Source organism: Niveibacterium sp. 24ML, from assembly GCF_026586805.1.
GTDB lineage: Bacteria > Pseudomonadota > Gammaproteobacteria > Burkholderiales > Rhodocyclaceae > Niveibacterium.
On sequence record NZ_JAPFHA010000005.1, the window covers coordinates 96,356 to 119,329 of the forward strand.

A 22,974-nucleotide genomic window follows, 5' to 3' on the forward strand; every position below is an offset into this window, starting at 1 on the left:
TTTCAAGCCCCGGATTATCACCGACGCGGCGCCGGTTTAGCCAAACCGCGTGCGGTTTTCCTCGCCCAGCGCGAGCAGCGCCGCGATGTTGCGGGCCACCTGGCGCAGGTTCTCGCCGGCCTGCGCGATCGCCGCCTCCAGGCTCTGCGGCGTCTGGAGTGCGGCGAAGGCGGCGTCAAAGCCGAGGCGGCGCAGATCGTCCGGGCTGCACGCGATGCTGCCCCCAATCGCGATCACCGGCTTGCCGTGGCCTTGCGCGATGCGGGCGACGCCGCTGGCGGCCTTGCCGGCAAGCGTTTGCGTGTCGATGCGCCCCTCGCCGGTGATCACCAGATCGGCATCGCGAATCGCCGCATCCAGCCCGAGCAACTCACCCAGCACCTCGATACCGGGCCGCAGCGTCACGCCGAGGCCGGCGATTAATCCCGCGCCGATGCCGCCGCCCGCGCCCGCGCCGGGCAGGCTGGCCACGTCCGCGCCGAGGTCACGCTGCACAATGGCCGCAAAGTGCGCCAGCGCGGCGTCCAGTTGCGCCACCATCGCCGGCGTGGCGCCTTTCTGCGGGCCGTATACCGCCGACGCGCCTTGCGCCCCCAGCAGCGGATTGCGCACATCGCACGCCACGTCGATCACGCAGTCGGCCAGCCTTGGGTCGAGCGATGTGGCGTCGATGCGGGCAAGCTTGGCCAGCGCCGCACCGCCCTGGGGGATTTCGTGCCCGGCCTCGTCCAGCAAGCGCATCCCGAGCGCCTGCAGCAAACCGGCGCCGCCATCGTTGCTGGCGCTGCCGCCGATGCCCAGCATCAGGTGCCGCGCGCCGGCATCCAGCGCGGCGCGGATCAGCTCGCCGGTGCCGAAGCTGCTGGCGCGCAGCGGGTCGCGCTGCGGCGGTGGCAGCAGTGCAAGGCCGCTGGCGGCCGCCATCTCAACGATGGCGGTGCCGCTGGCCGTGAGCCCGAAGTGCGCGCTCATCGGCTCACCGAGGGGGCCGGACACGGTGCGTGCCAGGCGCTGCCCGCCCAGCGCGGCGAGCAGGGTGTCCACCGTGCCTTCGCCGCCGTCGGCCAGCGGCAGCTGCACACACTGGGCTGCGGGCAGGGCATCGTGGATGCCGGCGGCAATTGCGGCGGCAACCGCTTGCGCCGAAAGGCATTCCTTGAACGAATCCGGGGCGATGACAATTTTCATGGTGGACAGGCCGGCGGGAGCAGTGCGCAGACTCTAGCAAGCCAAGCCGGGAAGGCGCCCCTACAATTGCAGCCAGACCTTTCCGCGCGACCCCATGAGACAGCTGCTCTTGATCCCCGCCCGCATCGCGGCGCGCCTGCGCCAGGACGAACTGCTGCTGATCCTGGTGCTGCTGTGCGTGGCCTTGAGCGTGATGGAGCCGGCGGCGGTAGCCGGCTACCACCGGCTGATCGACTGGCCGACGATCGCGGCACTCGCCGGCCTCTTGCTGCTCACGACCGGGCTGGAGGAAAGCGGCTTCCTCCAGCACGCCGCGTTTCATGTTGTCACCCGCATGCACACCGAGCGCCACCTCGCCTTGCTGCTGGTGGCGGTGTCGGCGGCGCTGGCGACGGTGCTGACCAACGACATCGCCTTGTTCATCGTGGTGCCGCTGACGCTGGGCCTGCATGGCATGGCGGCGCTGCCCACTTCGCGGCTGGTGATCTTCGAGGCGCTCGCGGTGAACGCCGGCTCGGTGCTCACGCCGATGGGCAACCCGCAGAACCTCTTCCTGTGGCATCGCTCGGGCGTGTCCTTCGGCAGCTTTGTCGGCGAGATGCTGCCGCTTGCGGCAATTTTGCTCGGCACGCTCTTCGTCTTCACCTGGCTCGCCTTCCCGGCGCGGCGGATCGACACGCATGAAGACATCGCGCCGCCGCCGCTCGCGCGCCGCCTGCTGTGGGCGAGCCTGTTGCTGTACCCGGCTTTCCTGCTGCTGCTCGATGCGCGCCAGCCCTGGCTGGGCCTTGCGCTGGTCGGCGGCGTCTTCCTGCTCGCCTTCCGCGCGGTGGTGAAGGAAGTCGATTGGGCGCTGATCCTGGTCTTCATGCTGATGTTCATCGACCTGCGTCTGGTGGCGGCGCTGCCTGTCGTGCAAGACGCAGTGGCGGCGATTGGCCTGCACGAGCCGCAACGGCTCTACCTCGCAGGCGTCGCGGTCTCGCAGCTGATCAGCAATGTGCCGGGCGCGATCCTGCTCGCACAGCACAGCGACAACTGGCGCGTGATCGCGTGGGCGGTGAACGTTGGTGGCTTTGGCCTGCTGATCGGCTCGCTCGCCAACCTGATCGCGCTGCGCCTGCTGGGCGACCGGCGTGCCTGGCTCGGCTTTCACGCCTGGTCGCTGCCCTTCCTTGCGCTGGTCGCCAGCCTCGTCTGGGCCTGGCTGTTCTGGCGCGGGGTGGCGCGATGATCGCGCGCAGCCTGTGTGCGGCGCTGCTCTTGGGCTTTGCGCTGCCGGCGGCGGCGATCCTCGGTGGCGTGCCGGACGGCGACGCGCCGGATTCCCCGGCGCGGCGAGTGGACCCGGACGGCTGCGCATCGCCCTGGGCGGGGGCGGTCAGCGTGCTGATCGGAAACGGTGTGTTCTCCGGCGTCGTGATTGCCGACCGCTGGGTGCTCACCGCCGGCCATGTGGCCGCGGGGCAGCGGCATTCGCCCGCGGCGGTGCGGGTGAGGGTGCCGTGTGGCCCGCTGCTCGCCAGCGTGGCCGAGGTGGTGCCGCATCCGGCTTTTGCCGGTTACAAGTCCGATCGCATCAATTTCGACGATCTGAGCCTGCTGCGCCTGAGCGAGCCGCTGCCACCCGACGTGCCGCGCTACCCCTTGTTCGAGCGCGCACCGATGCGCGGTATGTTGCTGACCTTGGTGGGCTACGGCGCGGGCGGCAACCCGCGCGAAGGCAGCACGGTGCCGGCGAAGGCCGACACCAAGCGGGTTGGCGAGAACGCGCTGGACCAGCTCGTGCAGCGTGCCGACAAAGTGGCGGCCGCTTACCTGTGGGACTTTGACAGCAGCGACCCGGCGGCCAGCCTGCTCGGCGGGCCGGGCCTGGGCAACCAGCGCGAGGCGACGGTGGCGGGCGGCGATTCGGGCAGCCCGGCCTTCGTGAAGGATGGCGCGGGCTGGGCGCTGCTGGGCATCAACACCTTCCAGATCCAGTTGCCGGCCAAGCCGCCGAAGATCTCGATGCCGCCGCCGAAGTTTGGCTCCGGCGGGGGTGGCATGCTGGTCGCGCCCTACGCGGCGTGGATCCGCAGCGTGATCGAGGCCGCGCCCTCGCCCTGAAAACGCCGAGGGGGGCCGGTTTCCCGGCCCCCCTCGGTTCTGGCTGCGGCGTGCCGCTTAGCGGGCGCGGCGGCGGCGCGCGGCAGCGCCGATGAGGCCCAGGCCAGCCAGCAGCATGGCGTAGGTTTCGGGTTCCGGCACGGCGTGCACTGCGGTGAGCGTGAAGGTCACGTCACCTGCGCCGCTGCGGGTCGATTCAAAGGTGTACAGATCGCTGTGCGCACCGGGGTGGCCGAGCGTTTCGCTGTAGGCGGTGGTGAAAGCCGGCGTATTGCTCTCCGCCCACACGTAGCTGAAGGCATTGCCGGTGGGGGCGTCGCCGCTGTGCGGCGCGACAACGTGCTGAGCGTTGATGCCGGCCGTCAGCAGCGAGAACGAACCAATCAAAGGCACGCTGACCACTTGGGTGGCGGCGCTCAGGTCCACATCCCAGTACTTGAGTTGCGGCGTCGAAAAGAAGTCGAGCGACGAGGTGGCGGTTGCCAGATTCCAGGTCCACTGCAGCTTCAGGTTGGTCATCGTGTCGGTGATGACGGTGGGCGTAAGGTCGAGCGACAAGGCTGCCGGCATCGGCGTGACTTTGCCCGCCGGGACGGCGAGAGCGTGCGCGTTGCTGGCAGCAAAACCGGCTGTCAGCAGCGAAAGCGCAAGGGCGAGAGGCTTGAGGCGCATCAGAAGACTCCTAGGGGGTATTCGTGATTGTCGGAACAACAAACAAAGCTTGCAGCGCAATAAGCAAGTCCAGTGCCCGTTTCCCCTGCAAGCTCGCGTCCCGCATTGGTCGGACGCTTCGGTGGGCTAGGGCGATCCGCCCGTCGTGCGGCCAAGGCAGGCGCCGCGCGCCGCTGCGGGGAAGATGACGACGGCAGATCCTGCGGCACTGCAGCAATGCTTTGTGGTGGGCGGCGCGGCACGAAGCCGACGACTGTAAAAATGACCGACGCCGATCCGCGCCAGACATCCTGTTTGCCGGATCGGATCTGCGGCCCCTTTCTGCCGCGTGCGCGCGGGCCTGTGCCCGTGGCCATGACAAGTGTCGCGGGCTCGCCCACAATCGCAGGCTTTGGTTTGCAGGAGTCGACGTGCAGCGAGGTTTCGCCGGAAGGCTGATCGTATGGAGTCTGGCCGTCGCGGTGCCGGCGCTGGGGTGGGCGGCGGTGCCGGCGATTCCCGGGATCACGTCGGTGCCGGGCGCGGCGGCGCCCGCGGCGGAGGCATCAGCGCCGGTTTCCGCCGGCATGGATGAAGCGGGCATCCGGGCCCGGTTGAGCGCGGCCGAGGAGGAGCTGGCCCGCGTCACTTCCGGCGATGCCGCAGGCGCCAGCGCACCGCCCGATGTGCCCAAGGACGAAGTCTACGCGCGCACCTTCATGCTGCAGACCCTGGTGTCGGCGTATCAGGCCCAGCTTGATGCGCTGCAGCGACTTGCTTTGCAGCGCAACGCCGCGGCAAACGGGGAGGGCCTGTTGAGGCCCGGTGAGGGGCTGCCCGAGAAGCCGCCGTATCCGGTGCCCGTGGTCGACGATCTGCGCCAGCGCCTGCAGACCGCGTCGCAGCAGATCGACGTGATGGAAATTGAGCACGGGCTGGCCGAGACCAATCTGGCGGCGGTTCGCGTTGCGCACCAGCGCGCCGAGAAGGCGCTGCGCGAAAGCACCGAAGCGCTCGAACGCAACCGGGATCCGGCGGCCACCGCGCGCTTGAAGTGGCGCTATCGTCTGGCCGAGCTTGAGCTCAGAAGCTATGGCGCGCTGTTGCAGGGGCGGGAGCTCGAACGGCAGTCGCTCGACCTTGAACGTGCGCAGGCCAATGCGCGCTTTCGCGCGCTGCAGGAACTGCTGACCCAGGCCGAGCGTGACATCCGTTTCGATCAGAAGGACCTGGACACGCTGATCGCCCGCGGCGAGAACCGGCGTCGCGAACTGGCGGTCGAGATCAATGCGGCGCGTCTGGAGGTGAAGGCGCATCAAGAGCGGATTGCCAAGCTGGAGGCGGAGGTTCTGCCGCAGCAGGCCGCCGTCAAGCAGGCGAGCGACGCGCTCGATGCGGCGCTGGTGGCCCGGACCGGCGAGACCGCAGCGTCGGCGGCGCGTCAGAAGGCAGTGCAGGCGCACGAGCTGGCCCTGAACAAGGCCCGCGCGCAGGCCGATGCCACCCGCGCGGCTCTGGAGCTGGAGCGCTTCCGCGCCGAAACCGCCCTGCTGCGGGTCGAATCGCTGAGCCGGCTTGAAATGTCGATGCAGCTGCAGCGCACCTTCTGGGAGCTGCGCTTTGCCGCATCGCAGCCGGGCGCGTCGGCGGAAGCGACCAAGCGCTTGCATGAAGGCACGGCAGCGCTGCTGACCCGGCTTGCCGAACCCGAAAACATGGTGCGCGCCGAACTCAAGCTGACCATGAATCAAGCCACGGCGGTGCAGGGTCGCCTGAGTGATCTGAACGACACGCTGATGGTGGATGACCGTGCCTACCTTGCCAGCATTCGAGAGCGCATCGACATCCACATCCGCGCCCTGGCCGAGCTGGCGCAGCTGCGCCAGCTGGTGGAGCGCTGGGTGGCGGAGTTCGACAGCCAGGCAGCGGATCGCAGCGCGCGCGCAAAGTGGGACGACGTCCGCCACGGCATCGAAAGCCGGATCGATGCGATGTGGTCTTACGAGCTGACCACGGTTGATGAGAGCCTGGTGGTGGATGGCCAGATGGTGCCGATCAAGCGTGGCATCACCGTTGGCAAGGTGGCGATTGCCCTGCTGACCCTGGTGCTGGGCTTCTGGCTCGCGCGGCGCCTGGCGGTGCTGATCATCCATAACGTCCATCGGCGCCTTGGCACGCCGCTGCCAACGCTGCAGACAGCGAGCAACTGGATCCTCTCGGTGGTCTTCGTGATCCTGGTGGTGATCAGTCTTGCGATGGTGCGGATACCGCTGACGGTGTTTGCCTTCCTCGGCGGCGCCATTGCGATCGGCCTTGGTTTCGGCATGCAGACCCTGCTCAAGAACCTGATGAGCGGGCTCATGTTGCTGGCCGAGCGCCCGTTCAAGCTCGGTGACTTCGTCGAGGTGGGCGGCATGCGTGGCACGGTCACCGACATCGGCGTGCGGGCGAGCACGATCCGCAACGCGGACGGCATCGAGACGCTGGTGCCGAACGCCAGCTTCGTCGAGCAGAACGTCACCAACTGGACCTATTCGTCATCCAAGGTGCGTTTCGCGGTGCTGGTGGGTGTGGCCTACGGCACGCCCACGCGGACGGTGGCCGACATGCTGCTCGAGATCGCCGGGCGCCACGGCAAGATCCTCAAGGATCCGGCGCCCGAGGTGCTGTTTGAGGACTTTGCCGCTGACGCGCTCAACTTCGGCCTCTACTTCTGGCTCGATCTGGAGACCGGCGCAACCGGCCGCGCGGTGTGCAGCGATGTACGCTTCATGATCGACAAAGCCTTCGGCGACGCCGGCATCTCGATTGCCTTCCCGCAGCGCGATGTGCATCTGGACAGCGCCAGGCCGCTTGAAGTCCGCCTGATTGGCCCGGCGCCGGGGGCCGAGGCCTAGGGAAGGCCTGAATAAGTGGCTGCGACGGCGCATCGCTGCGTTGCGGCGTGCTCGCTCCCGCGCCTATCCCTTTGATATGCCTTGGTCGCTGCGCGCGCGGCGCCTTGCGCTGCATCCCTCTCGCTCACTCATTCATACCTTCCCTGGCGCGGGCTTTCGGCGCCGGGCGCGGTGGGCAGCCGGCGCGCAAGATACTGGCGCAGTGCCTCGATCGCATGGCGCACCTTTGCCGGCTGCGCCTCGCGCTGCGGTGTCACCGCCCACACCCCGATCGGCGGCAGTGACCATTCAGGCAGCACCCGCACCAGCGCGCCGCTGGCCAGATCGGCCGCCACGTCGGCCTCGACCTGGCGCGAAATGCCGAGGCCTTCGCGCGTCAGCGCCAGCACCGCCTGCTGGCTGTTGCTCGCGCTGCGGCCAAGGATGCGGACCTGGCGCTGCGCGTTGCCGCATCGCAGATCAAGCATTTGCGGCTCGCCCAGCGGGGTGAGGATCAGCCAGTCGAGCTGCGCGAGGTCTTCCGGCTCGCGCGGCACGCCCGCCTGCGCAAGCCATCCCGGCGTGGCGCACAGCAACTCGTTCCACTGCGCCAGCGGCCGCGCCACCAGCGAGGAATCGGCGAGGCGGCCGACGCGGATCGCCAGATCGATGCGTGATTCGATCAGATCGATCCGCTCGTCCGCTGCGAAGATCCGCAGGCTCAGCTGCGGATTGGCGCGCAGCAGGGGCGCCAGCGCCACCCCCAGGTGGGCGCCGGCAAAGCTCATCGGTGCGGCGATGCGCAGCTCGCCGACCGGCGCGTCGCGTTGTTCGGCCAGGCGCTGCTCGGCGCGTTCGGCCGCCGCCAGCATCTCTGCGCAGCCTTCGTAGAAGCTGCTGCCGGCGGCGCTGAGCGTTAGGCGGCGGGTCGAACGGTGCAGCAGCACCACGCCGGTTTGCGCTTCCAGTGCGCGGATCGTCTGGCTCACCGCCGAGGTGCTCATGCCCATCACCCGCGCGGCGGCGCTCATCGAACCGAGTTCGACCACGCGCGCGAATGCGGCCATTGCCTTGAATTTGTCCATCGGGTTTCCGCCTTGCCGAGCTTATTGTGAAGCCATGATTCACAGTCATTGCAGTCTAGCCCGACTAATCACGCAATTGTGAAGCGCCTATCGTTCGCCGTGTCGCGCCGGGTTTGCCGGCGCCCCCACACGAAAGGGTCTTCACATGAAAATCGCACTCATCGGCGCCACCGGTTTTGTTGGCGCAGCACTGCTGACCGAAGCGCTGGCGCGCGGCCATCAAGTGACCGCGCTGGTCCGTGACATCACCAAGCTGCCGGCACACCCGCAGCTCAGCGCACGCGCGGTGGACGTTTTCGACGCCGCCGCGCTGGCCGGCGCCTTGCGCGGTCACGACGCGGTGCTGAGCGCCTACAACCCCGGTTGGGGTACGCCGGACATCCGCACGAAGATGGCCGATGGCGGCGCCGCCATCATCAACGCGACGCGTGCCGCCGCAGTGCCGCGCCTGCTGGTGGTGGGCGGTGCCGGCAGCCTGGAAGTGGCGCCCGGCCTGCAGGCGCTGGATACGCCGGATTTCCCCGCCGCATGGAAGGACGGCGCCGAGGGTACGCGCGACTTCCTGATCCGCCTGCGTGATACGCAGGACCTGGACTGGAGCTTCCTCTCGCCGGCCTTCGATCTGTTCCCGGGCGAGCACCGCGGCAGCTACCGCGTCGGCGGCGATCAGGCTTTCTTTGATGCCGAGGGCAAGAGCCGCATTTCGGCGGCTGACTATGCGCTGGCGATGATCGACGAGCTGGAAGTGCCGCGCCACACCGGGCGCCGGTTCTGCGTCGCGTACTGATCGAGCGTCGGGGCGGCGCCGTTTTCAGCCGCCCCGCGCGACGTATTCCGCTGTTGTTTGAAGATTTGCCCACCTTGAAGCTGTTTGTCCCGTGAAAATGCCAGGCGCATCACCTGCAAACAAACTTCCAGAAAGGTGTATCAAGCATGGCTTGCAGATCAATCCTGAACGCGTCGGCGCTGCTGACCCTGCTGCTGGTGACGGCCTGCGGGGGCGGCGGTGGTGAAGCGACACCGGCTGCGACGACCACGACGCCGCCGATTGCGCAAACGCCGGTCACCGAGGCCGCGACCGCCGGCGCCCGCCTGCAGGCGAGCGCCGCAGGCTATGCGCTGGACACACCCGACGTACCGGTCAGCGCTTACCAGCAGACACGCTGGAAGGCCTTTCTGGTGGCCGGCAACACGCAGGAACCGGTGTTCGACAACTTCGTGCTGAGTTTCAGCAAGTGGCTGGGCCAGCGCGGCGTGTCGTCGATCGAGATCCTGCAGGCCAAGAGCCCCAACGTAACCCTGCGCAGCAGTTCCGAGAACATCCTCAGCGCATTGGTGCGTGGCGCGCCGGGGCCCAACGAAGGCTGCCTCGTCTACATGACCTCGCATGGATCGGGCGATAGCCCGCAGGCCAAGGGTGGCTTGTGGCTGGCGCCGGCCGGCGGCCGCGAAGAAACCCTCACGCCCGTCGCTCTCAACGAGATGCTGGGCAATTCATGCGGCACGCGGCCGACCGTGGTGGTGCTCTCCGGCTGCTACACCGGGGTCTACATGAATGATGCAATTGCCGCGCCCAACCGCATCGTGCTGACCGCCGCGCGGGCAGACCGCACCTCCTTCGGTTGCGAGGCCACCGGTGACTACACCTTCTTCGACAAGTGCGTGCTGCAGAATCTGGACACCGCCGGCACGGTGCAGAAGCTGACCGAAAAAGTGCGTGCCTGCGTCGGCAAGCGCGAAGCCGATGAGAAGTTCACGCCATCCGAGCCACAGGCCTTCTTCGGGCGCGACATGCGTGACCTTGCTTTGCCCGCCCTGCCCGCTGCCACCGCCAGTGAGCTGGCAGCGCTCGATTCGCAGCCCTGATTGGCGGTGTGCCGCGTGCGCAATGCCGCGCACGCGGCGCTCAGTTGGATGTTGCTGCCTTTCGGCAGCCAGTGAGCTGCCTCTTGCGGAATGCCAGGATGCCCGGTTTGGCAACGAGAAAGTCTCCCGCGCAGTGCAGGCAAGGTGACAGTCGTATTTGAGGATCAGCTTCAACGGTGCCGGCGCGCGGCGAGAACGGGCACAACACAGTAGGCCGTAGCGCCGGGCGCGTGGGGAACATGGCGGGAACCGGAACGGCGACCCGAGCGTCTAGTCACGGTCGATCTCAGTGCGAAGCTGATTGCTGGCGCGCGGCATTCAGGGCGGCGCACCTTTCCGGTGCGGCCGTGCGCGAGGGAATTTGATGCGCCAGCTTGGTGCCTGGTGATCGATGGGGTGTCGACAATGGTGCCGTGACGTGCGTTTGGCACACCGGAAGTGCACATTTCCCCGCGAAACCGGGCTGGCACGGTTTTCGCAACCACGATGAAGCCGGTCCGCAACGAAGCGGGCCGTACGCGGAGGCGAGCATGGGAGCAAGTGGGGCGTTCTTCGACGAAATGAGCGGGGCTGACGGTACGACCCGTCCGCACTACGCGGCTTTCGAGCGCTGGTTGAACAGTACGGCGCCCGAGCGCATCGAGCGCAAGCGCGTGCAGGCCGACGCGCTGTTCCGGCGCGCGGGCATCACCTTCGCCGTGTATGGCGAAGCAGCGGGTACCGAACGGCTGATTCCGTTCGACATGATTCCGCGCATCATCCCGGCGGACGAGTGGACACAGCTCTCGGCCGGCTTGCGGCAGCGGATCCGCACCCTCAACGCCTTCCTGCACGACATCTACCACGATCAGGAAATCCTCAAGGCCGGCATCATCCCGGCCGAACAGGTGCTCAAGAACGCCCAGTACCGCCCCGAGATGCACGGCGTGGATGTGGCCGGTGGCATCTACTCGCACATTTCCGGCGTTGATATCGTGCGTGCCGGCGCCGGCGAGTTCTACGTGCTCGAAGACAACCTGCGCGTGCCCTCCGGCGTGTCCTACATGATCGAAGACCGCCGCATGATGATGCGGCTCTTCCCGGACGTTTTCGCCAAGCACCGTGTCGCACCCGTCGAGCACTATCCCGATCTGCTGCTCGATACCTTGCGGACGGTGGCGCCCAACGGCGTGCTTGACCCGACCGTCGTCCTGCTGACGCCGGGCAGTTACAACAGCGCCTACTTCGAGCACGCCTTCCTTGCCCAGCAGATGGGGATCGAACTGGTTGAAGGGCGTGATCTGTTCGTCACCAATGAAGGCGTGTTCATGAGCACGACCCGCGGACGCCGCCGGGTCGACGTGATCTACCGCCGCATCGATGACGACTTCCTCGATCCGCAGGCCTTCCGCAAGGATTCGATGCTCGGCGTGCCCGGCCTGTTTGCCGCCTACCGCGCCGGCAAAGTGACGCTTGCCAACGCCATCGGCACCGGCGTGGCCGACGACAAGTCGATCTACCCCTATGTGCCCGACATGGTGCGCTTCTACCTTGGCGAGAAGCCGCTGCTCAACAACGTGCCGACCTACATGTTGCGCAAGCCGGAGGATCTGGCCTACACGCTGGAGCACCTGCCCGAGCTGGTGGTCAAGGAAGTCCACGGCGCCGGCGGCTACGGCATGCTGGTCGGGCCCGCCTCGACCAAGGCCGAGATCGAAGCCTTCCGCGCCCGCATCATCGCCGAGCCGGAAAAGTACATTGCGCAGCCCACGCTGGCGCTGTCGACCTGCCCCACCTTCGTTGACTCGGGCGTTGCGCCGCGCCACCTCGATCTGCGGCCGTTCGTGCTTTCTGGCAGCGAGGTTCACTTCGTGCCCGGCGGCCTCACGCGGGTCGCGCTCAAGGCCGGTTCGCTGGTGGTGAACTCCTCGCAGGGCGGGGGTACCAAAGACACCTGGGTTCTGGAGTCCTGACATGCTGTCCCGCACCGCAGACAACCTCTACTGGATGGCGCGCTACATGGAGCGCGCCGAGAACCTCGCGCGCGTGCTCGATGTGCACCACCGCCTCTCGCTGCTGCCGCAAAGCGCCGGCGAGATCGAGCGGCAGTGGACCGCCACACTCGACATCATGGGCATGCTCGGCAGCTTCCGTGAGCGCGAGCTTGCCGTGTCCACCGACACGGTAATGCACTTCATGATGTTCGATCGCGACAATCCGTCGAGCATCGTTTCCTGCCTGCGTGCCGCGCGCGAAAACGCGCATACCGTACGCGGCACGCTGACATCCGAACTGTGGGAGGCGATCAACGCCACCTGGCTCAAGCTCAACGATTTCGCGCCCGCACGCCTGGCCGAAACCGGGCCGACCGAGTTCTTCGACTGGGTCAAGCACCGCTCGCACCTCTCACGCGGCGTGACGGTGGGCACCATGTTGCGGGACGAAGCCTTCCACTTTACCCGCCTTGGTACCTACATCGAGCGCGCCGACAATACCTTGCGCATTCTCGATGTGAAGTACCACCTGCTGCTGGGCGCGCACGCGCCCAACGACAGCGCCGTCGATTACTACCAGTGGAGCGCGCTGCTGCACTCGGTATCCGCCTTCGAGATCTACCGTCGCGTCTATCGCGACCAGATCACGCCGACCCGCGTCGCCGAGCTGCTGCTGCTGCGGCCCGACATGCCGCGCTCGCTGGCTTACTGCATGCGCGAGGTCTACGGCCTGCTGCAGGCGGTGGCCAACGGGCGTTCGTCCGAAACGCAAAGGCGCGCAGGCGAACTGGAGGCGAGCCTGCGCTTTGGCCGCGTCGAGGAACTGATTGCCGACGGGCTGCACGAATACCTCGATACCGCGCTCAACCGCATTCTCGATCTCGGCCAGCGCATCTCGAACGACTTTCTCGTCCCGGTCACCACCTGAGGAGGCATGTCATGAACGATTCTCGTCCGCTGACCCCAACCGCGCCCTCAAGCGTCCAGGCTGCGCCGCTGCTCGCGCTGTGGCGCGATCGCCTCGAAGATACGCCGGTCGGCTTGCAGTCCGAGGCGGTTCGATTTGCACCCGAGCCCTGGCAGGTGACCCCCGCCGAACGCGACGCCTTGCCGGGTTGATCCACGCGCGCGGCGGCCCCATCGGGCCGCCGCGCAGATGCTGCTGGCCGCAGGGCGCCAACGCGGCGACAATGCCGCATTTCCTCGACTCACCCCCGTATCCATGACTTACTGCGTCGGCATGCTTCTCGACGCTGGCATCGTGTGCCTTTCCGATTCGCGCACCAATGCCGGCGTTGACCACATCAATTCCTTCCGCAAGCTCAACGTCTTCGAGCGTCCGGGGGAACGGGTCATGGTCCTGATGACGGCCGGCAACCTGGCCATCACGCAGTCCATCGTCACGATGCTCAACGAGCGCCTCGCCAGCACCGAAGGCAACAGCCTGTGGAGCGTGCCCAATCTCTTCGAAGCCGCCCGTCATGTCGGCGAGACGATCCGCGAAGTGCACCGGCGCGATGCCGAATCGCTGCAGGCCTTCGGCATCGACTTCTCTGCCAGCCTGATCCTCGCCGGGCAGATCCGCGGTGAGCGGCCGCGCCTTTTCAGCATCTACGCCGCCGGCAACTTCATCGAAGCCACGCCCGAAACGCCCTACTTCCAGATCGGTGAATCCAAGTACGGCAAGCCGATCATCGACCGGGTCATCAACCGCAGCACGACGCTCGACGAAGCGACCAAGTGCGCATTGATCTCGATGGACTCGACGATCCGCTCCAACCTCTCGGTCGGGCTGCCGCTCGATCTTGCGCTGATCCGCACCGACGAATGCCGCATCGCCATGCACCACTCGATCGACCAGCGCGACCCCTACTTCAGCATCGTCCGCAGCGAATGGGGCCAGGCCTTGCGTGATGCCTTCAACGCCTTGCCAAACCCTGACTGGTTGCGCAAGCCGGGCGCGACGAATCCGTCCTGAGCCTGTCGCCACCGGGCGACGCCGCGGGCGGGCGACCGTCGCAGGTGCCTGCTTAGGCCACTGATTAGCAAGGCATTCGCTTTCGGTGGAAAGCGTGATGTAGCCGGAAAAGTGTCACGGATTCACGACGCTCGTGAAGGCTATAGTCACCGTTCCCTCCAACGGACTGCGCCCATGTCATCGCGCTCGAAATCCAGGCATCACGACCAGGTCGAGATCGGGCGCGTCCGTCGCGTCGTCCGCTTTGGTTTCATCGAGTGGGACTGGCTCTCGTCGATCAAGCTGCCGGTTGGCACGCGGGTCCGGGTGATTGGCGGCAAGGGTTACGGCGGGCGCACCTTCTGCACTGCCTTGCGCGAAAAAGGCATCTGCGCGGACTGGCGCGTGCCGCGCGATCATGGCCTCCCCGGCTTCCATCGCAACGCCGTGGTGCTGGTCGGCCGCGTGCCGGAGATCGAGCACGCGCGCGGCCTGCTGCTCAGCGCGGGGGTTAGCGGCAAGGCGATCGAGGCGCTCGCGATCCGTATCAGCGAACTGGAGCTGGGCGAGTTCATTACCCTGCGTGGTTTCAGCGCCCACTTCACGCTGATCGCCAAGGCCGCACCCAAGCCCTTACCGATTTCAAGCGGTCAGACCACCGAGGCGCACGGCGCCTGAACCCCGCTGCCCCGTTGCGGCCTCCGCCTACGGGCTTGGGGCCGGCGCGGCAAGCGCCGCAGGCTTGCTGGCCTGGGTGGGGTCGTAGCCGAAGCGCCACGCCGCGTAGCCGCTGACCGTCAGCGGTACTAGCGGTGCGCCGGCGCCCGGTGGGGTCGGGGCGCCCACCATTGCTGGCCCGAGTGTGCGTTTCGGCGTGCGCATCGGTTCGCCGGGGGCGATGACCGCCACCCCCATGATGCCGCCGCCCGGTGCCGGTATCGGCGCCCATTCCGCGCGGCCGGTCAGCGGGTTGCGCGGAATGCGGCGCAGATGGCGCACGGTGTGCGGGAAGCGCGGGTCCTGCAGCAGATGTCGCAGCTCGCGCGGGTAGGTCGGCGCGCCCTTGGGGCTGGCTTCGTAGTAGCGCTTGAAGGCGCGGCTCAGTTCATCGCCTTGCGCTTGCAGTTCCGCCTCCTGGCTGCGCTGGGCCACGGTGGCGGCCAGTTCCATCGTCTTTGCCGATACCGCGCCAAGTATCGCCAGCAGGATCAGCAGGCCGATGTAGCTGAAGCCGCGCTGCTGCTTCATAGCTCGGAGAAGGCCCGTCCATCGCGGGTGGCGCCGCTGGCGCTGCTGTGCAGATCGTAGACGCCGCCGTGGCGCCCGCCTGGCGGGGCAACCAGTGTCCACGCGTTATTGCTCTCGCGCACCGGGTCGTAGGGCAGGTCGCGCAGGTAGCGCCGCTCGACCAGCGCCTCGAGTGATTCGGGGTAGCGGCCGCGGTCGGCGAGATGCTTGTCGATGGCGTCGCGGGTGGTGCGCAGGTTCTCCACCAGCACCCGCTCCCGCGCCAGCTCGGCACTGCCGAAATAGCGCGGCAAGGCCAGCGTGAGCAGCAACGCCACGATGGCCAGCACCACCAGCAGTTCGATCAGTGTGAAGCCTTGCTTGCGCGCCATGCTTACCATTCCGAGTAGGGCGTACCGTCGAGGCCGATGCCGGGCGACTGCGAAAACACGTCGAACACATCTTCACCGGCGCGCGGATGATCGGGCCCGCTCGCGTAGCTGCGGGTTGCCCAGGTGGCGGCTGGTTCGGCGTAGCTGTCGGGGTTGGTCGGGTCACGCGGGATGCGGCGCAGGAAGTAGATCTTGCCGCCCTTGGGCGTCTTGATGTCGGGCACGCCCTGCACCAGCACGTCGAGTGTCGGTGGATAGCCCGAAGCGCCGGCGCGCGGTGCGATGCGGCCATCGTCGCTGGCCTGTTTGTAGGCGTCGATCGCGTTGCGCAGCGTGCGCAGCGCGCTGCGCAGTTCGGCCTCGCGCGCGCGCTGCAGCGAGAGCTCGGCCACCGGCATCACCAGCGCGGCGAGCAGCGCCATGATGGCGAGCGTCACCAGCAACTCGATCAGCGTGAAGCCGGCCGTGCGGGCTTTCATCGTGCCGCTGCACCTTCACCGACAAGCGCGAAGCGGTACTCGCGCGCCGCCACGGCGGGTAGTTCGGCGGCGCTGGCGGGGGGCACGGCAAGCTGCGTGGCGCTACGCAGCGCAAGGCGGCCATCGCCATTGCGCGCAGCCGGCGCGACGGGTGTGGCGGGGGCTGGTGCTGGTGCCGCGGGCGCGGCCGTGGGGGCCGCTTGCGTGGCGGGTTGCGCCGGTTGTGTGGCGGCCGGGGCGCTGGGCGGCGGTGGCGGCACCACGCTGGCGCCGCTTGCCGGCGGCGGAATCTCGCCCAGGCTCAGCGCCTTGAGGCTGGCCTCGGTGCCGGCTTCGAACTCGGCATCGCGCGCCGCGGGCCGCTGTGCCGGGCGCACGATGCGCGGCGTGATCGAGAGCACCACTTCCGATTGGCGCGATTCGTCGGTCTGCGAGCCGAACAGCCGGCTCATGCCGGGAATGTCGCCAAGGCCCGGAATCCGCACGCCGCCGCTGCTCTGGCTATCGTCGATGAGGCCGGCGAGCACCTGGTTCTCACCATCGTGCAGGCGCAGCATGGTGTCAGCGTTGCGGGTGCCGAGCTGGTATAGCACGGTGCCGTCTTTCTGCTGGGTGCGGTCGATGATGTTGCTGACCTCCAGCGCCATCTTGATCGTGACTTCGCCATCGGGCGAGACGGTCGGTTCCACTTCGAGCTTGAGCCCTACGTCGAGGTAAGACACCGAACCGGCAACAAACCCGGTCGAGGTGGTGGTGTTGGTGACGCTGGGCACCTTCTGGCCGACCACGATCTTGGCCTTCTCGCGGTTGAGCACGCGGATGCGCGGATTGGCCAGCACGCGCACGTCCGACACGGTGCGGTTGGCGTTGATCGAGAGCGGGTCGATTGCCACGCCGATATCGCCGGTGCCCAGGTCGAGCAGATCCTTGAGCGTGAGCGACTTGCCGTTCGAGGCCAGCGGCGTCAGCGTCGCGCGGCCCGGATACTCGATGCCGAGTTTGAGGAATCGCGTGCGCTGTACTTCGAGGATCTCCACTTCGAGCATCACCTCGGGCGGCGCCTGGTCGTGCAGCAGGATCAGGCGTTCGGCCATGCGTAGCGCTTCGGGCGTGTCGCGCACGATCAGCATGTTCTGCTTTTCGTCCACCACCACATCGCGGGTTTTCAGGATCGTGCGCAGCGTGTTGGCCACGTTCTTCGCGTCGCCGTTGGCGAGCATGAAGGTCTTCACCGCAAGCGCCTGGTAGTCGCGCAGCTTCTGCGTGGTGGCCGGGTAGATCAGCACCGAGCTGGCGTCGAGCACCCGCTGTTCGAGCTGGTTGGTCAGCAGTGTCAGCGCGAGCGCGTTGGCCACGGTGCTGTTGCGCAGGAAGATCGTGGTGCGCTGGTCGCCGCGCACTTCGCGGTCGAGCACGAAGTTCAGGCCCGATGCGCGCGAGATCACCTCGAACACCTGGTTCAGTTGCGCGTCGCGGAACTCGATCGAGATCGGCTTGCGGAAGGCTTCCGAGAGCCGCTGCTCGCTCGCGCCGCGCGGCTGTGCACGGCGCTGCTCGATCTGGCCGTTCAGCTCCACCGCCGCCGGGTAGGCGGGGTTCTCGCTCAGCACGATGCGCAGCCGCGCCTGGGCACCATCCAGATCGCCCTGCGAGTACGCGCTCTGCGCTTCGGCAAGGTACTGCGCATGGCGGTTGTCGCGCTCCATCGCGCGCAGGCCGCGGATCGCGCGGGCGTTGTTCTCGTCGGCACGCAGCACGCGCATGAAGATCGGCGTTGCTTCGCCGCTGCGCCCGCCGGCCTGCGCCCGTTCGGCTTCGGCGAGCCACAGTGCCACCGCCTGATCGCGCGCCTTCAGGTAGCTCAGGCGGTATTCGGCGTTGTTCGGATCGGCGGCGATCGCGGCGCGGTATTGCTCCAGCGCGGCTTCGTACTGCTTCTGCTCGCTCAGCTCGATGCCGGCGCGAAACGCCTTCTGGCCGGCGCAGCCGGTCAGCAGTAAAGCCGCGAGCAAGGCGCTTGCGGCAAGACGGGGGAATCTAGTCATTGAAATCGGCACCAATCGCCAGCGTCTGGCGTTGCTTGTTCGGGACATATTCAAGTTCCATCACCGGCGGGCGGATGCTGAGCACCCGCCAATCGGCATCGAGCCGTTCGCCGGCATGGGCGATCAGGCTCGCGTCGCCCATCGCAAGAAACACTTCCCACTGCCCGCCCGCGAGCTGTTTGCCGATCACGCGGTAAGGCGGGCTCGGCGTGGCAGGTGCCGGCGGGGCAAGGGGTTCGGGTGGTGGTGGCGGGGGTGCCGGTGGCCGCACCGAGCCGAAGAAACCATCCGGGCTGCTGCCGTAGCCGCTGCGCGGGGCAATCGGGAGGATCGGCGTGTCGGGGCTCGCTGGGCTGCGTGCCGCTTGGGCCGCGGCGTGCGTGCGGGGGGCGGCTTCGACGACCGCCTGTGCCGCGCTGCCGGGGCCGCTGCGGTCCGCTATCACCAGGATCGCGAGGATCAGGAAGATCGCGGGCAGGATCAGACGACGCTGTGCCGGCTTCATTCGGCGGCCTCCAGCAAGAGCACGAAGGCCAGTTGGGCTTCCACCTGATCCTGCGCTGCGCTTTCGCGCTGCAGTTCGATCTTTTCGAGCGCGAGGCCGGGGTACTGTTCAAGCAGGCTGAAGGCAAAGCGGCGGATCACAGCGGGCTGCCCGCTCACCGGCAGGCTCAGTTCAAAGCGCGAGAAGCCGGCCGCGGTGGGCGCGTTGCTGCGGTAGTCCACCCGCGTGGTCTGCAAGCCCGCATCGGCCGCGGCACGCCACAGCGCTCGCGCGACGTCGGACTTCTCGGCCTCGGGGCGCAGCACCGCACGGAAGGCGGCCAGCGGGTCTTGCGGCGCCGGCGCTGCGATTGCCGCGGGTTGCGCAATGCGTGCCTGCAACTGATCGCGCTCGCGCGCTTGCGCAGGCAGCACGAGCGCCGCGAACCAGACGATGCCGCCGAGCAGCAAGCTGCCGATCAGCAAGGGCAGCGCATGGCGCGCGAGCGCCAGTTCCAGCGCAAGGCGAAGCTGCTGCGCGCTCATGGCCGCCACTCCAGATCGAAGGCTGCCTGCACGCGCGCAGGCGAATCGAGCCGTACCTGGCTGACCGGCCGCAGCCGCACGAACACCGCCTGCTTGCCCAGCGCATCGGCGAAGTCGAACAGCGCGTCGGCGCGCTCGCTTTCGGCTACGACGCGCAGGTTGCGCTGGCGTGCGCGCGGCTCGATGCGCAGCAGGGCCACATCGGCTGGCCGCGCGGCATCCAGCGCGTCGAGCAGGGCCGGCCAGGGCAGGTTCAGCTGCGTAATCGCGGCATTCACCAACTCGGCCTGTTCGGGCGTGGGCTGCGGGAACTGCACACGCGGCGCGGCCGGCGTGCTGCTGGCAAGCTGCTGCGCGCGTAGCACGGCGAGCGCGGATTCGCGCTGCTTTGCCAGCTGCCCCAGCGCGCCGAGGATGATCGCGAGCACCAGCAGGCCCAGCAGGGCCGGCGCGGCGATGCGCCAGCGCGCGGCGGGGGCGAAGTCGATCCGCACGCGGCTCATGCCATGCCCCCACGCGCGGCGGCCGGCGGCAGCGCGGCGCCGACGACCGGGCTGCCGTCGGCGAGCCGTGCCGGCGCCGCGCTGTCGCCGAACAGCCAGACCGGCGTGCCCGCCGCATGGGCGGATTGCAGCGCGGTTTCGCGATCCAGGCAGGCCGCCAGTGAATCTTCGCCAAGCCGGGTCGAGCGCACGCCCACGCAGCTGCCGTGCGCGAACAGCCCCACCGTCAGCGCGTCGCCGTCGCTGCTGGCGAGCCAGTGCGGCGCGCGTGCGGCGCCAAGCGGGCGCTGGCTGCACCACACCCACAACGGCTGCAGGCTGTGCAGGCGCCGCCGTGCATCGGCAAGGCCGGCGCGGATTGCGGCGGCGCGCTCCTGCCGCAGGCCGCAAACCAGATCAGTGCTGCCCAGCAGGGCGCCGTCGCTTTGCAGCAGCCAGTCCGCCGGGTCATCGCCGAAGGCGGCGCCAAAGCGCGCCGCGATGCTTGCTTGCAACTCGGCACGGCCACGCGTGCCGGCCAGCCGCGGCAGCACCAGGTAGCGGCAATGCGCATCGCTGAGCACGCCTTCGATGCCGCGCCAGCGTGGCTGGGTTTGCGCAAGGGCTGCGCAGGCCGCGCGCAGCGATGCGGCATCGCTGAAGGCGGCGTGCTGGCGGCTGCCATCGGCGCCGCAAAGGCTGACGGCGTCGCGCCCGATCCAGAGTTGTGCGCGTGGCGCAATGAGCGGCGACTTCATGCTTCGTCCTGCAAGGTGACGCGCAGCACTTCCTGCAGCGTGGTAGCGCCGCTGAGCGCCAGCGCGAGGGCGGCGTCGCGCAGGCTGCGCGTGCCGCCCCGCGTGGCGGCGGCCTTCACCGAGCTGATCGGCGCGCGTGCGAGGATGGCCTCGCGCAGCGGATCGGTGAGGGTGAGGATTTCGGCGATCGCGCGCCGCCCGCGGTAGCCGGTGCCACGGCAATCACCACAGCCGCGGCCACGGCGGAAGCGGTGCGTGCGCCAGGCATCGGGCGCGAAGCCCATGGCGCGCCGCTCGGCTTCGTCCGGCAGGTAGTCGACCGCGCAGTGCTCGCACACCGCGCGCAGCAGGCGCTGCGCCCAGATGCCGTTGAGCGCCGAAACCAGCGCGTGCGGATCAACGCCCATGTGGGCGAAGCGCGAGAACACGTCGAACACGCTGTTGGCGTGTACCGTCGATAGCACAAGGTGGCCGGTGAGGGCGGACTGCACCGCGATCTCGGCGGTTTCGGCGTCGCGGATTTCGCCCACCATGATGGTGTCCGGGTCGTGGCGCAGGATCGAGCGCAGGCCGCGCGCGAACGAGAGGCCCTTCTTCTCGTTCACCGGAATCTGCAGCACGCCGGGCAGTTCGTACTCGACCGGGTCTTCGATGGTGACGATCTTCTCGCGCCCGGTGCGGGTTTCGGAGATCGCCGCGTAGAGCGAGGTGGTCTTGCCGCTGCCGGTGGGGCCGGTCACCAGCAACATGCCGTAGGGCAGGGCGGCGAGGCGCCGGATGCGCGCCAGGGGGTCGGCCTCGAAGCCGAGCAGATCGAGCGTCAGTGCGCTGCCTTCGGGCACCAGCTGGCGCTTGTCGAGGATGCGCAGCACTGCGTCTTCACCGTGGATGCTGGGCATCACCGAAACGCGCAGATCGGTGGTGCGGCCACCGGTCGAGACGCGGAAGCGCCCGTCCTGCGGCAGGCGGCGCTCGGCGATGTCCAGTTCGGCGAGCACCTTGATGCGTGAGATTGCCTGCTCGGCGACGTTGCGGCCGGCGATGCGGGTGGCGACGTCGAGCACACCGTCGATGCGGTACTTCACTTCCATGCCCGCGGGGCCGCATTCGAAGTGGATGTCGCTGGCGCCGGCGCGCAGCGCGTCGTACAGCGTGGAGTTCACCAGCCGCACCACCGGTGAGCCGTCTTCGCTGATCGAGACCAGCGAGAGCTCTTCGCCGCGCGAATCGTGTTCGCCTGCGCTCTCGCCCTGGGCGCCGCTGTCGAGCGCGCGCGCTGCCGATTCAGCGGTGCCGAGCAGTGCCCGCAGATCGCTGACCGCCGCCAGGGCAAAGCGCACCGGTTGCGGATAGCGCGCCTCGATCCAGTTGAGCAGTGCGGTGTCGTAGGGGTCGCCGACGACCACGAAGGCGGCGCCATCGCGCCGCAGTTCAACGCAGCCGCGTGCCAGCGCGCGTGAGAGCGCGATGGTGTCGAAGTCCATCACGCCGGCCAGCAACTGTTCGCTGTCGAAGTAGGGCAGATGCAGCGCATCGGCCACGCAGCGGGCGGTGTCGTGCGCATCGCGTTCAAGCACCTCGGCAAGTGCTTCGAGCAGCGGCTGGCCGCTCGCGGCGGCCCGCTGGCGTGCCTCGCGCAGGGCGTCGGCGTGTAGCGGCGGCAGCGGCGCGCGCGCGTTCATTGCAGGCTCCCGGCGAGGTCGAAGATCGGCAGGTAGAGCAGCACCACGATGACGCCAACGGTGACGCCGATCGCGGCCATCAGCAGCGGCTCGAAGAGACGCGAGAAGCGGTCGATCCAGCGGCCCAGTTCGGCATCGTGGTGGCGCGCGGCGCGGATGAACATTTCGCCCAGGCGTGCGCTGCGTTCGCCGGCGCGCAGCAGGCGCAGCGCCACCGGTGTCACCAGGCTGGCGGCCGCCAGCGCGTCGGTTACCGATTCGCCGCGCCGCAGGGCGGCGCTCACGGTGCGCAGGCGCGGCAGCATGGCGGGCGTGGCGACGCCTTCGGCGAGCGCCAGCGCCTGCAAGGCCGGCAGGCCCCCGTTGAGGAGGGTGCCGAGCGCGAGGTAGAGCTGCGCGATGCGGAAGCGTTCGATGCGTGGGCCGACGCCGGGCAGGTGGCGCAGCGCGGCTTCCAGTTGCCCCTGCTGCCAGGCGCGGCGCAGCAGATAGCCACCGCCGATCAGCAGCAGGAGCAGTGCGCCGATAACCCCTGCGGCATGGGTGGCGAGGAACTCGCCGATGTCGAGCATCACGCGCGAGAGCAGCGGCAGCTTGTTTGCGCTGCCGCGATACACGGTGGCGAACTTGGGCACCACGTAGCCCAGCAGGAAGAGGCTCACCGCGCCGCCAACGCCGAGCAGCACCATCGGGTAGATCAGCGCGCCGCTGATGCGCTGGCGCAGGGCATCGAAGCGGTTGCGGTATTCGAGATAGCGGCTGAGCGCATCCTGCAGGTGGCTGGTGCGCTCGGCGGCACGCACCAAGCCGATGAAGAGCGGCGGAAAGTCTTCGTCGGCCGCAGCGAGCGCTTGCGAGAAGGACTGCCCTTCGCGCAGCCGCGCCAGCAGCGCGCGAGTGACCCGCTGTGATTCGCCGTGGCCGCCGCGGGCGTCGAGCGCTTCGATGGCTTCGGCCAGCTCCAGCCCGGCGTCGAGCAGTTCGATCAGCTCTTGCGCGAACAGGCTCAGATCGAAGCGGCTGCCGCGCCGGCCGCTGGCGCGGGTGACGGTGAGCGCGGTGAGCTGACGCGCTGCGAGCAGGCGGCGTGCTTCGCCTTCGTCGAGCGCGTCGACGATCAGTGTCTGGACCTGGTCGGCCCCCAGGGCGCGCACCTCAAAACGCATCGGCTGCGC

At 68.3% G+C, this 22,974-nt stretch carries 23 protein-coding genes; 10 read left to right on the forward strand and 13 right to left on the reverse strand.

The features are described 5' to 3' along the window. Nucleotides 1-36: 36 nt before the first annotated feature. On the reverse strand, nucleotides 37-1,188 hold the full coding sequence (locus OPU71_RS06070; RefSeq protein WP_267726190.1) for a glycerate kinase: 1,152 nt from the start codon (nucleotides 1,186-1,188) through the stop codon (nucleotides 37-39). A gap of 94 nt (nucleotides 1,189-1,282) precedes the next feature. Between OPU71_RS06070 and OPU71_RS06075 the strand changes: the two genes are divergently transcribed. Beyond that, the gene (locus OPU71_RS06075) at nucleotides 1,283-2,422 is read left to right on the forward strand and encodes an SLC13 family permease (RefSeq protein WP_267726192.1); all 1,140 of its coding nucleotides are present in this window, start codon (nucleotides 1,283-1,285) and stop codon (nucleotides 2,420-2,422) included. Beyond that, nucleotides 2,419-3,297: a trypsin-like serine protease gene (locus OPU71_RS06080; RefSeq protein WP_267726195.1), complete on the forward strand. Its 879-nt coding sequence runs from the start codon at nucleotides 2,419-2,421 to the stop codon at nucleotides 3,295-3,297. The genes OPU71_RS06075 and OPU71_RS06080 overlap by 4 nt, the downstream gene beginning before the upstream one ends. A 57-nt stretch (nucleotides 3,298-3,354) precedes the next feature. Here OPU71_RS06080 and OPU71_RS06085 read toward each other — a convergent pair whose 3' ends face one another. Further along, nucleotides 3,355-3,969 (reverse strand): PEPxxWA-CTERM sorting domain-containing protein, encoded by a 615-nt coding sequence (locus tag OPU71_RS06085; protein WP_267726220.1) that lies wholly within the window; start codon nucleotides 3,967-3,969, stop codon nucleotides 3,355-3,357. 410 nt (nucleotides 3,970-4,379) lie between these two features. Here OPU71_RS06085 and OPU71_RS06090 point away from each other — a divergent pair, with 410 nt between their 5' ends. After that, nucleotides 4,380-6,845: a mechanosensitive ion channel domain-containing protein gene (locus OPU71_RS06090; protein WP_267726222.1), complete on the forward strand. Its 2,466-nt coding sequence runs from the start codon at nucleotides 4,380-4,382 to the stop codon at nucleotides 6,843-6,845. A gap of 128 nt (nucleotides 6,846-6,973) precedes the next feature. Here the strand turns inward: OPU71_RS06090 and OPU71_RS06095 are convergent, their stop codons facing one another. Continuing rightward, nucleotides 6,974-7,909 (reverse strand): LysR family transcriptional regulator, encoded by a 936-nt coding sequence (locus OPU71_RS06095; protein ID WP_267726224.1) that lies wholly within the window; start codon nucleotides 7,907-7,909, stop codon nucleotides 6,974-6,976. Nucleotides 7,910-8,054: 145 nt separating this feature from the next. Between OPU71_RS06095 and OPU71_RS06100 the strand changes: the two genes are divergently transcribed. From OPU71_RS06100 to OPU71_RS06130, 7 genes are all read left to right on the forward strand, one after another. After that, a complete protein-coding gene (locus OPU71_RS06100; RefSeq protein ID WP_267726227.1) occupies nucleotides 8,055-8,696 on the forward strand; it encodes an NAD(P)-dependent oxidoreductase in 642 nt (213 codons plus the stop codon). A gap of 146 nt (nucleotides 8,697-8,842) precedes the next feature. Beyond that, complete coding sequence (locus tag OPU71_RS06105; RefSeq protein WP_267726229.1) at nucleotides 8,843-9,775, forward strand: C13 family peptidase; 933 nt, start codon at nucleotides 8,843-8,845, stop codon at nucleotides 9,773-9,775. Between the two features lie 530 nt (nucleotides 9,776-10,305). Beyond that, nucleotides 10,306-11,727, forward strand: coding sequence for a circularly permuted type 2 ATP-grasp protein (locus OPU71_RS06110; RefSeq protein WP_267726231.1), 1,422 nt, complete (start codon nucleotides 10,306-10,308; stop codon nucleotides 11,725-11,727). 1 nt (nucleotide 11,728) lies between these two features. Further along, nucleotides 11,729-12,676: an alpha-E domain-containing protein gene (locus tag OPU71_RS06115; protein WP_267726233.1), complete on the forward strand. Its 948-nt coding sequence runs from the start codon at nucleotides 11,729-11,731 to the stop codon at nucleotides 12,674-12,676. An 11-nt stretch (nucleotides 12,677-12,687) separates the two neighbouring features. Further along, nucleotides 12,688-12,867, forward strand: a complete 180-nt coding sequence (locus OPU71_RS06120; protein ID WP_267726235.1) for a hypothetical protein — start codon at nucleotides 12,688-12,690, stop codon at nucleotides 12,865-12,867. A gap of 103 nt (nucleotides 12,868-12,970) precedes the next feature. After that, nucleotides 12,971-13,726 carry a proteasome-type protease gene (locus OPU71_RS06125; RefSeq protein WP_267726238.1) on the forward strand — a complete coding sequence of 252 codons (756 nt, stop codon included), beginning with the start codon at nucleotides 12,971-12,973 and terminating at the stop codon, nucleotides 13,724-13,726. A gap of 174 nt (nucleotides 13,727-13,900) precedes the next feature. Next, entirely contained in the window at nucleotides 13,901-14,383 is a 483-nt protein-coding gene (locus OPU71_RS06130; RefSeq protein WP_267726240.1) for a hypothetical protein, read from the forward strand. 27 nt (nucleotides 14,384-14,410) lie between these two features. Here the strand turns inward: OPU71_RS06130 and OPU71_RS06135 are convergent, their stop codons facing one another. Genes OPU71_RS06135 through OPU71_RS06180 form a run of 10 tightly spaced genes read right to left on the reverse strand, consistent with a single transcriptional unit; the run spans nucleotide 14,411 to nucleotide 22,965 of the window. After that, nucleotides 14,411-14,953 (reverse strand): type II secretion system protein, encoded by a 543-nt coding sequence (locus OPU71_RS06135; protein ID WP_267726242.1) that lies wholly within the window; start codon nucleotides 14,951-14,953, stop codon nucleotides 14,411-14,413. Beyond that, on the reverse strand, nucleotides 14,950-15,324 hold the full coding sequence (locus OPU71_RS06140) for a type II secretion system protein (protein WP_267726244.1): 375 nt from the start codon (nucleotides 15,322-15,324) through the stop codon (nucleotides 14,950-14,952). The genes OPU71_RS06135 and OPU71_RS06140 overlap by 4 nt, the downstream gene beginning before the upstream one ends. Nucleotides 15,325-15,326: 2 nt before the next feature. Next, the gene (locus tag OPU71_RS06145; protein ID WP_267726246.1) at nucleotides 15,327-15,803 is read right to left on the reverse strand and encodes a type II secretion system protein; all 477 of its coding nucleotides are present in this window, start codon (nucleotides 15,801-15,803) and stop codon (nucleotides 15,327-15,329) included. Next, nucleotides 15,800-17,848, reverse strand: a complete 2,049-nt coding sequence (locus tag OPU71_RS06150) for a secretin N-terminal domain-containing protein (RefSeq protein WP_267726248.1) — start codon at nucleotides 17,846-17,848, stop codon at nucleotides 15,800-15,802. Before OPU71_RS06150 ends, OPU71_RS06145 begins: the two co-directional genes overlap by 4 nt. Next, nucleotides 17,841-18,353 carry a hypothetical protein gene (locus tag OPU71_RS06155; RefSeq protein WP_267726251.1) on the reverse strand — a complete coding sequence of 171 codons (513 nt, stop codon included), beginning with the start codon at nucleotides 18,351-18,353 and terminating at the stop codon, nucleotides 17,841-17,843. Before OPU71_RS06155 ends, OPU71_RS06150 begins: the two co-directional genes overlap by 8 nt. After that, the gene (locus OPU71_RS06160; RefSeq protein WP_267726253.1) at nucleotides 18,350-18,877 is read right to left on the reverse strand and encodes a hypothetical protein; all 528 of its coding nucleotides are present in this window, start codon (nucleotides 18,875-18,877) and stop codon (nucleotides 18,350-18,352) included. Before OPU71_RS06160 ends, OPU71_RS06155 begins: the two co-directional genes overlap by 4 nt. Continuing rightward, complete coding sequence (locus tag OPU71_RS06165) at nucleotides 18,874-19,380, reverse strand: hypothetical protein (RefSeq protein ID WP_267726255.1); 507 nt, start codon at nucleotides 19,378-19,380, stop codon at nucleotides 18,874-18,876. The genes OPU71_RS06160 and OPU71_RS06165 overlap by 4 nt, the downstream gene beginning before the upstream one ends. Beyond that, entirely contained in the window at nucleotides 19,377-20,117 is a 741-nt protein-coding gene (locus OPU71_RS06170) for a hypothetical protein (RefSeq protein ID WP_267726257.1), read from the reverse strand. The genes OPU71_RS06165 and OPU71_RS06170 overlap by 4 nt, the downstream gene beginning before the upstream one ends. Next, a complete protein-coding gene (locus OPU71_RS06175; RefSeq protein WP_267726259.1) occupies nucleotides 20,114-21,799 on the reverse strand; it encodes a GspE/PulE family protein in 1,686 nt (561 codons plus the stop codon). The genes OPU71_RS06170 and OPU71_RS06175 overlap by 4 nt, the downstream gene beginning before the upstream one ends. Continuing rightward, nucleotides 21,796-22,965 (reverse strand): type II secretion system F family protein, encoded by a 1,170-nt coding sequence (locus tag OPU71_RS06180; RefSeq protein ID WP_267726261.1) that lies wholly within the window; start codon nucleotides 22,963-22,965, stop codon nucleotides 21,796-21,798. Before OPU71_RS06180 ends, OPU71_RS06175 begins: the two co-directional genes overlap by 4 nt. Between the last annotated feature and the right edge of the window lie 9 nt (nucleotides 22,966-22,974).

Excerpts from the sequence above, each read along its gene's own strand:
- OPU71_RS06175 (WP_267726259.1), bottom strand. The coding sequence starts at position 21,799 with ATGAACGCGCGCGCGCCGCTGCCGCCGCTACACGCCGACGCCCTGCGC.
- OPU71_RS06095 (WP_267726224.1), bottom strand. The coding sequence starts at position 7,909 with ATGGACAAATTCAAGGCAATGGCCGCATTCGCGCGCGTGGTCGAACTC.
- OPU71_RS06165 (WP_267726255.1), bottom strand. The coding sequence starts at position 19,380 with ATGAGCCGCGTGCGGATCGACTTCGCCCCCGCCGCGCGCTGGCGCATC.
- OPU71_RS06115 (WP_267726233.1), top strand. The coding sequence starts at position 11,729 with ATGCTGTCCCGCACCGCAGACAACCTCTACTGGATGGCGCGCTACATG.
- OPU71_RS06110 (WP_267726231.1), top strand. The coding sequence starts at position 10,306 with ATGGGAGCAAGTGGGGCGTTCTTCGACGAAATGAGCGGGGCTGACGGT.
- OPU71_RS06125 (WP_267726238.1), top strand. The coding sequence starts at position 12,971 with ATGACTTACTGCGTCGGCATGCTTCTCGACGCTGGCATCGTGTGCCTT.
- OPU71_RS06120 (WP_267726235.1), top strand. The coding sequence starts at position 12,688 with ATGAACGATTCTCGTCCGCTGACCCCAACCGCGCCCTCAAGCGTCCAG.
- OPU71_RS06130 (WP_267726240.1), top strand. The coding sequence starts at position 13,901 with ATGTCATCGCGCTCGAAATCCAGGCATCACGACCAGGTCGAGATCGGG.
- OPU71_RS06145 (WP_267726246.1), bottom strand. The coding sequence starts at position 15,803 with ATGAAAGCCCGCACGGCCGGCTTCACGCTGATCGAGTTGCTGGTGACG.
- OPU71_RS06100 (WP_267726227.1), top strand. The coding sequence starts at position 8,055 with ATGAAAATCGCACTCATCGGCGCCACCGGTTTTGTTGGCGCAGCACTG.
- OPU71_RS06135 (WP_267726242.1), bottom strand. The coding sequence starts at position 14,953 with ATGAAGCAGCAGCGCGGCTTCAGCTACATCGGCCTGCTGATCCTGCTG.
- OPU71_RS06075 (WP_267726192.1), top strand. The coding sequence starts at position 1,283 with ATGAGACAGCTGCTCTTGATCCCCGCCCGCATCGCGGCGCGCCTGCGC.
- OPU71_RS06150 (WP_267726248.1), bottom strand. The coding sequence starts at position 17,848 with ATGACTAGATTCCCCCGTCTTGCCGCAAGCGCCTTGCTCGCGGCTTTA.
- OPU71_RS06170 (WP_267726257.1), bottom strand. The coding sequence starts at position 20,117 with ATGAAGTCGCCGCTCATTGCGCCACGCGCACAACTCTGGATCGGGCGC.
- OPU71_RS06155 (WP_267726251.1), bottom strand. The coding sequence starts at position 18,353 with ATGAAGCCGGCACAGCGTCGTCTGATCCTGCCCGCGATCTTCCTGATC.
- OPU71_RS06140 (WP_267726244.1), bottom strand. The coding sequence starts at position 15,324 with ATGGCGCGCAAGCAAGGCTTCACACTGATCGAACTGCTGGTGGTGCTG.
- OPU71_RS06085 (WP_267726220.1), bottom strand. The coding sequence starts at position 3,969 with ATGCGCCTCAAGCCTCTCGCCCTTGCGCTTTCGCTGCTGACAGCCGGT.
- OPU71_RS06160 (WP_267726253.1), bottom strand. The coding sequence starts at position 18,877 with ATGAGCGCGCAGCAGCTTCGCCTTGCGCTGGAACTGGCGCTCGCGCGC.
- OPU71_RS06070 (WP_267726190.1), bottom strand. The coding sequence starts at position 1,188 with ATGAAAATTGTCATCGCCCCGGATTCGTTCAAGGAATGCCTTTCGGCG.
- OPU71_RS06080 (WP_267726195.1), top strand. The coding sequence starts at position 2,419 with ATGATCGCGCGCAGCCTGTGTGCGGCGCTGCTCTTGGGCTTTGCGCTG.
- OPU71_RS06180 (WP_267726261.1), bottom strand. The coding sequence starts at position 22,965 with ATGCGTTTTGAGGTGCGCGCCCTGGGGGCCGACCAGGTCCAGACACTG.
- OPU71_RS06105 (WP_267726229.1), top strand. The coding sequence starts at position 8,843 with ATGGCTTGCAGATCAATCCTGAACGCGTCGGCGCTGCTGACCCTGCTG.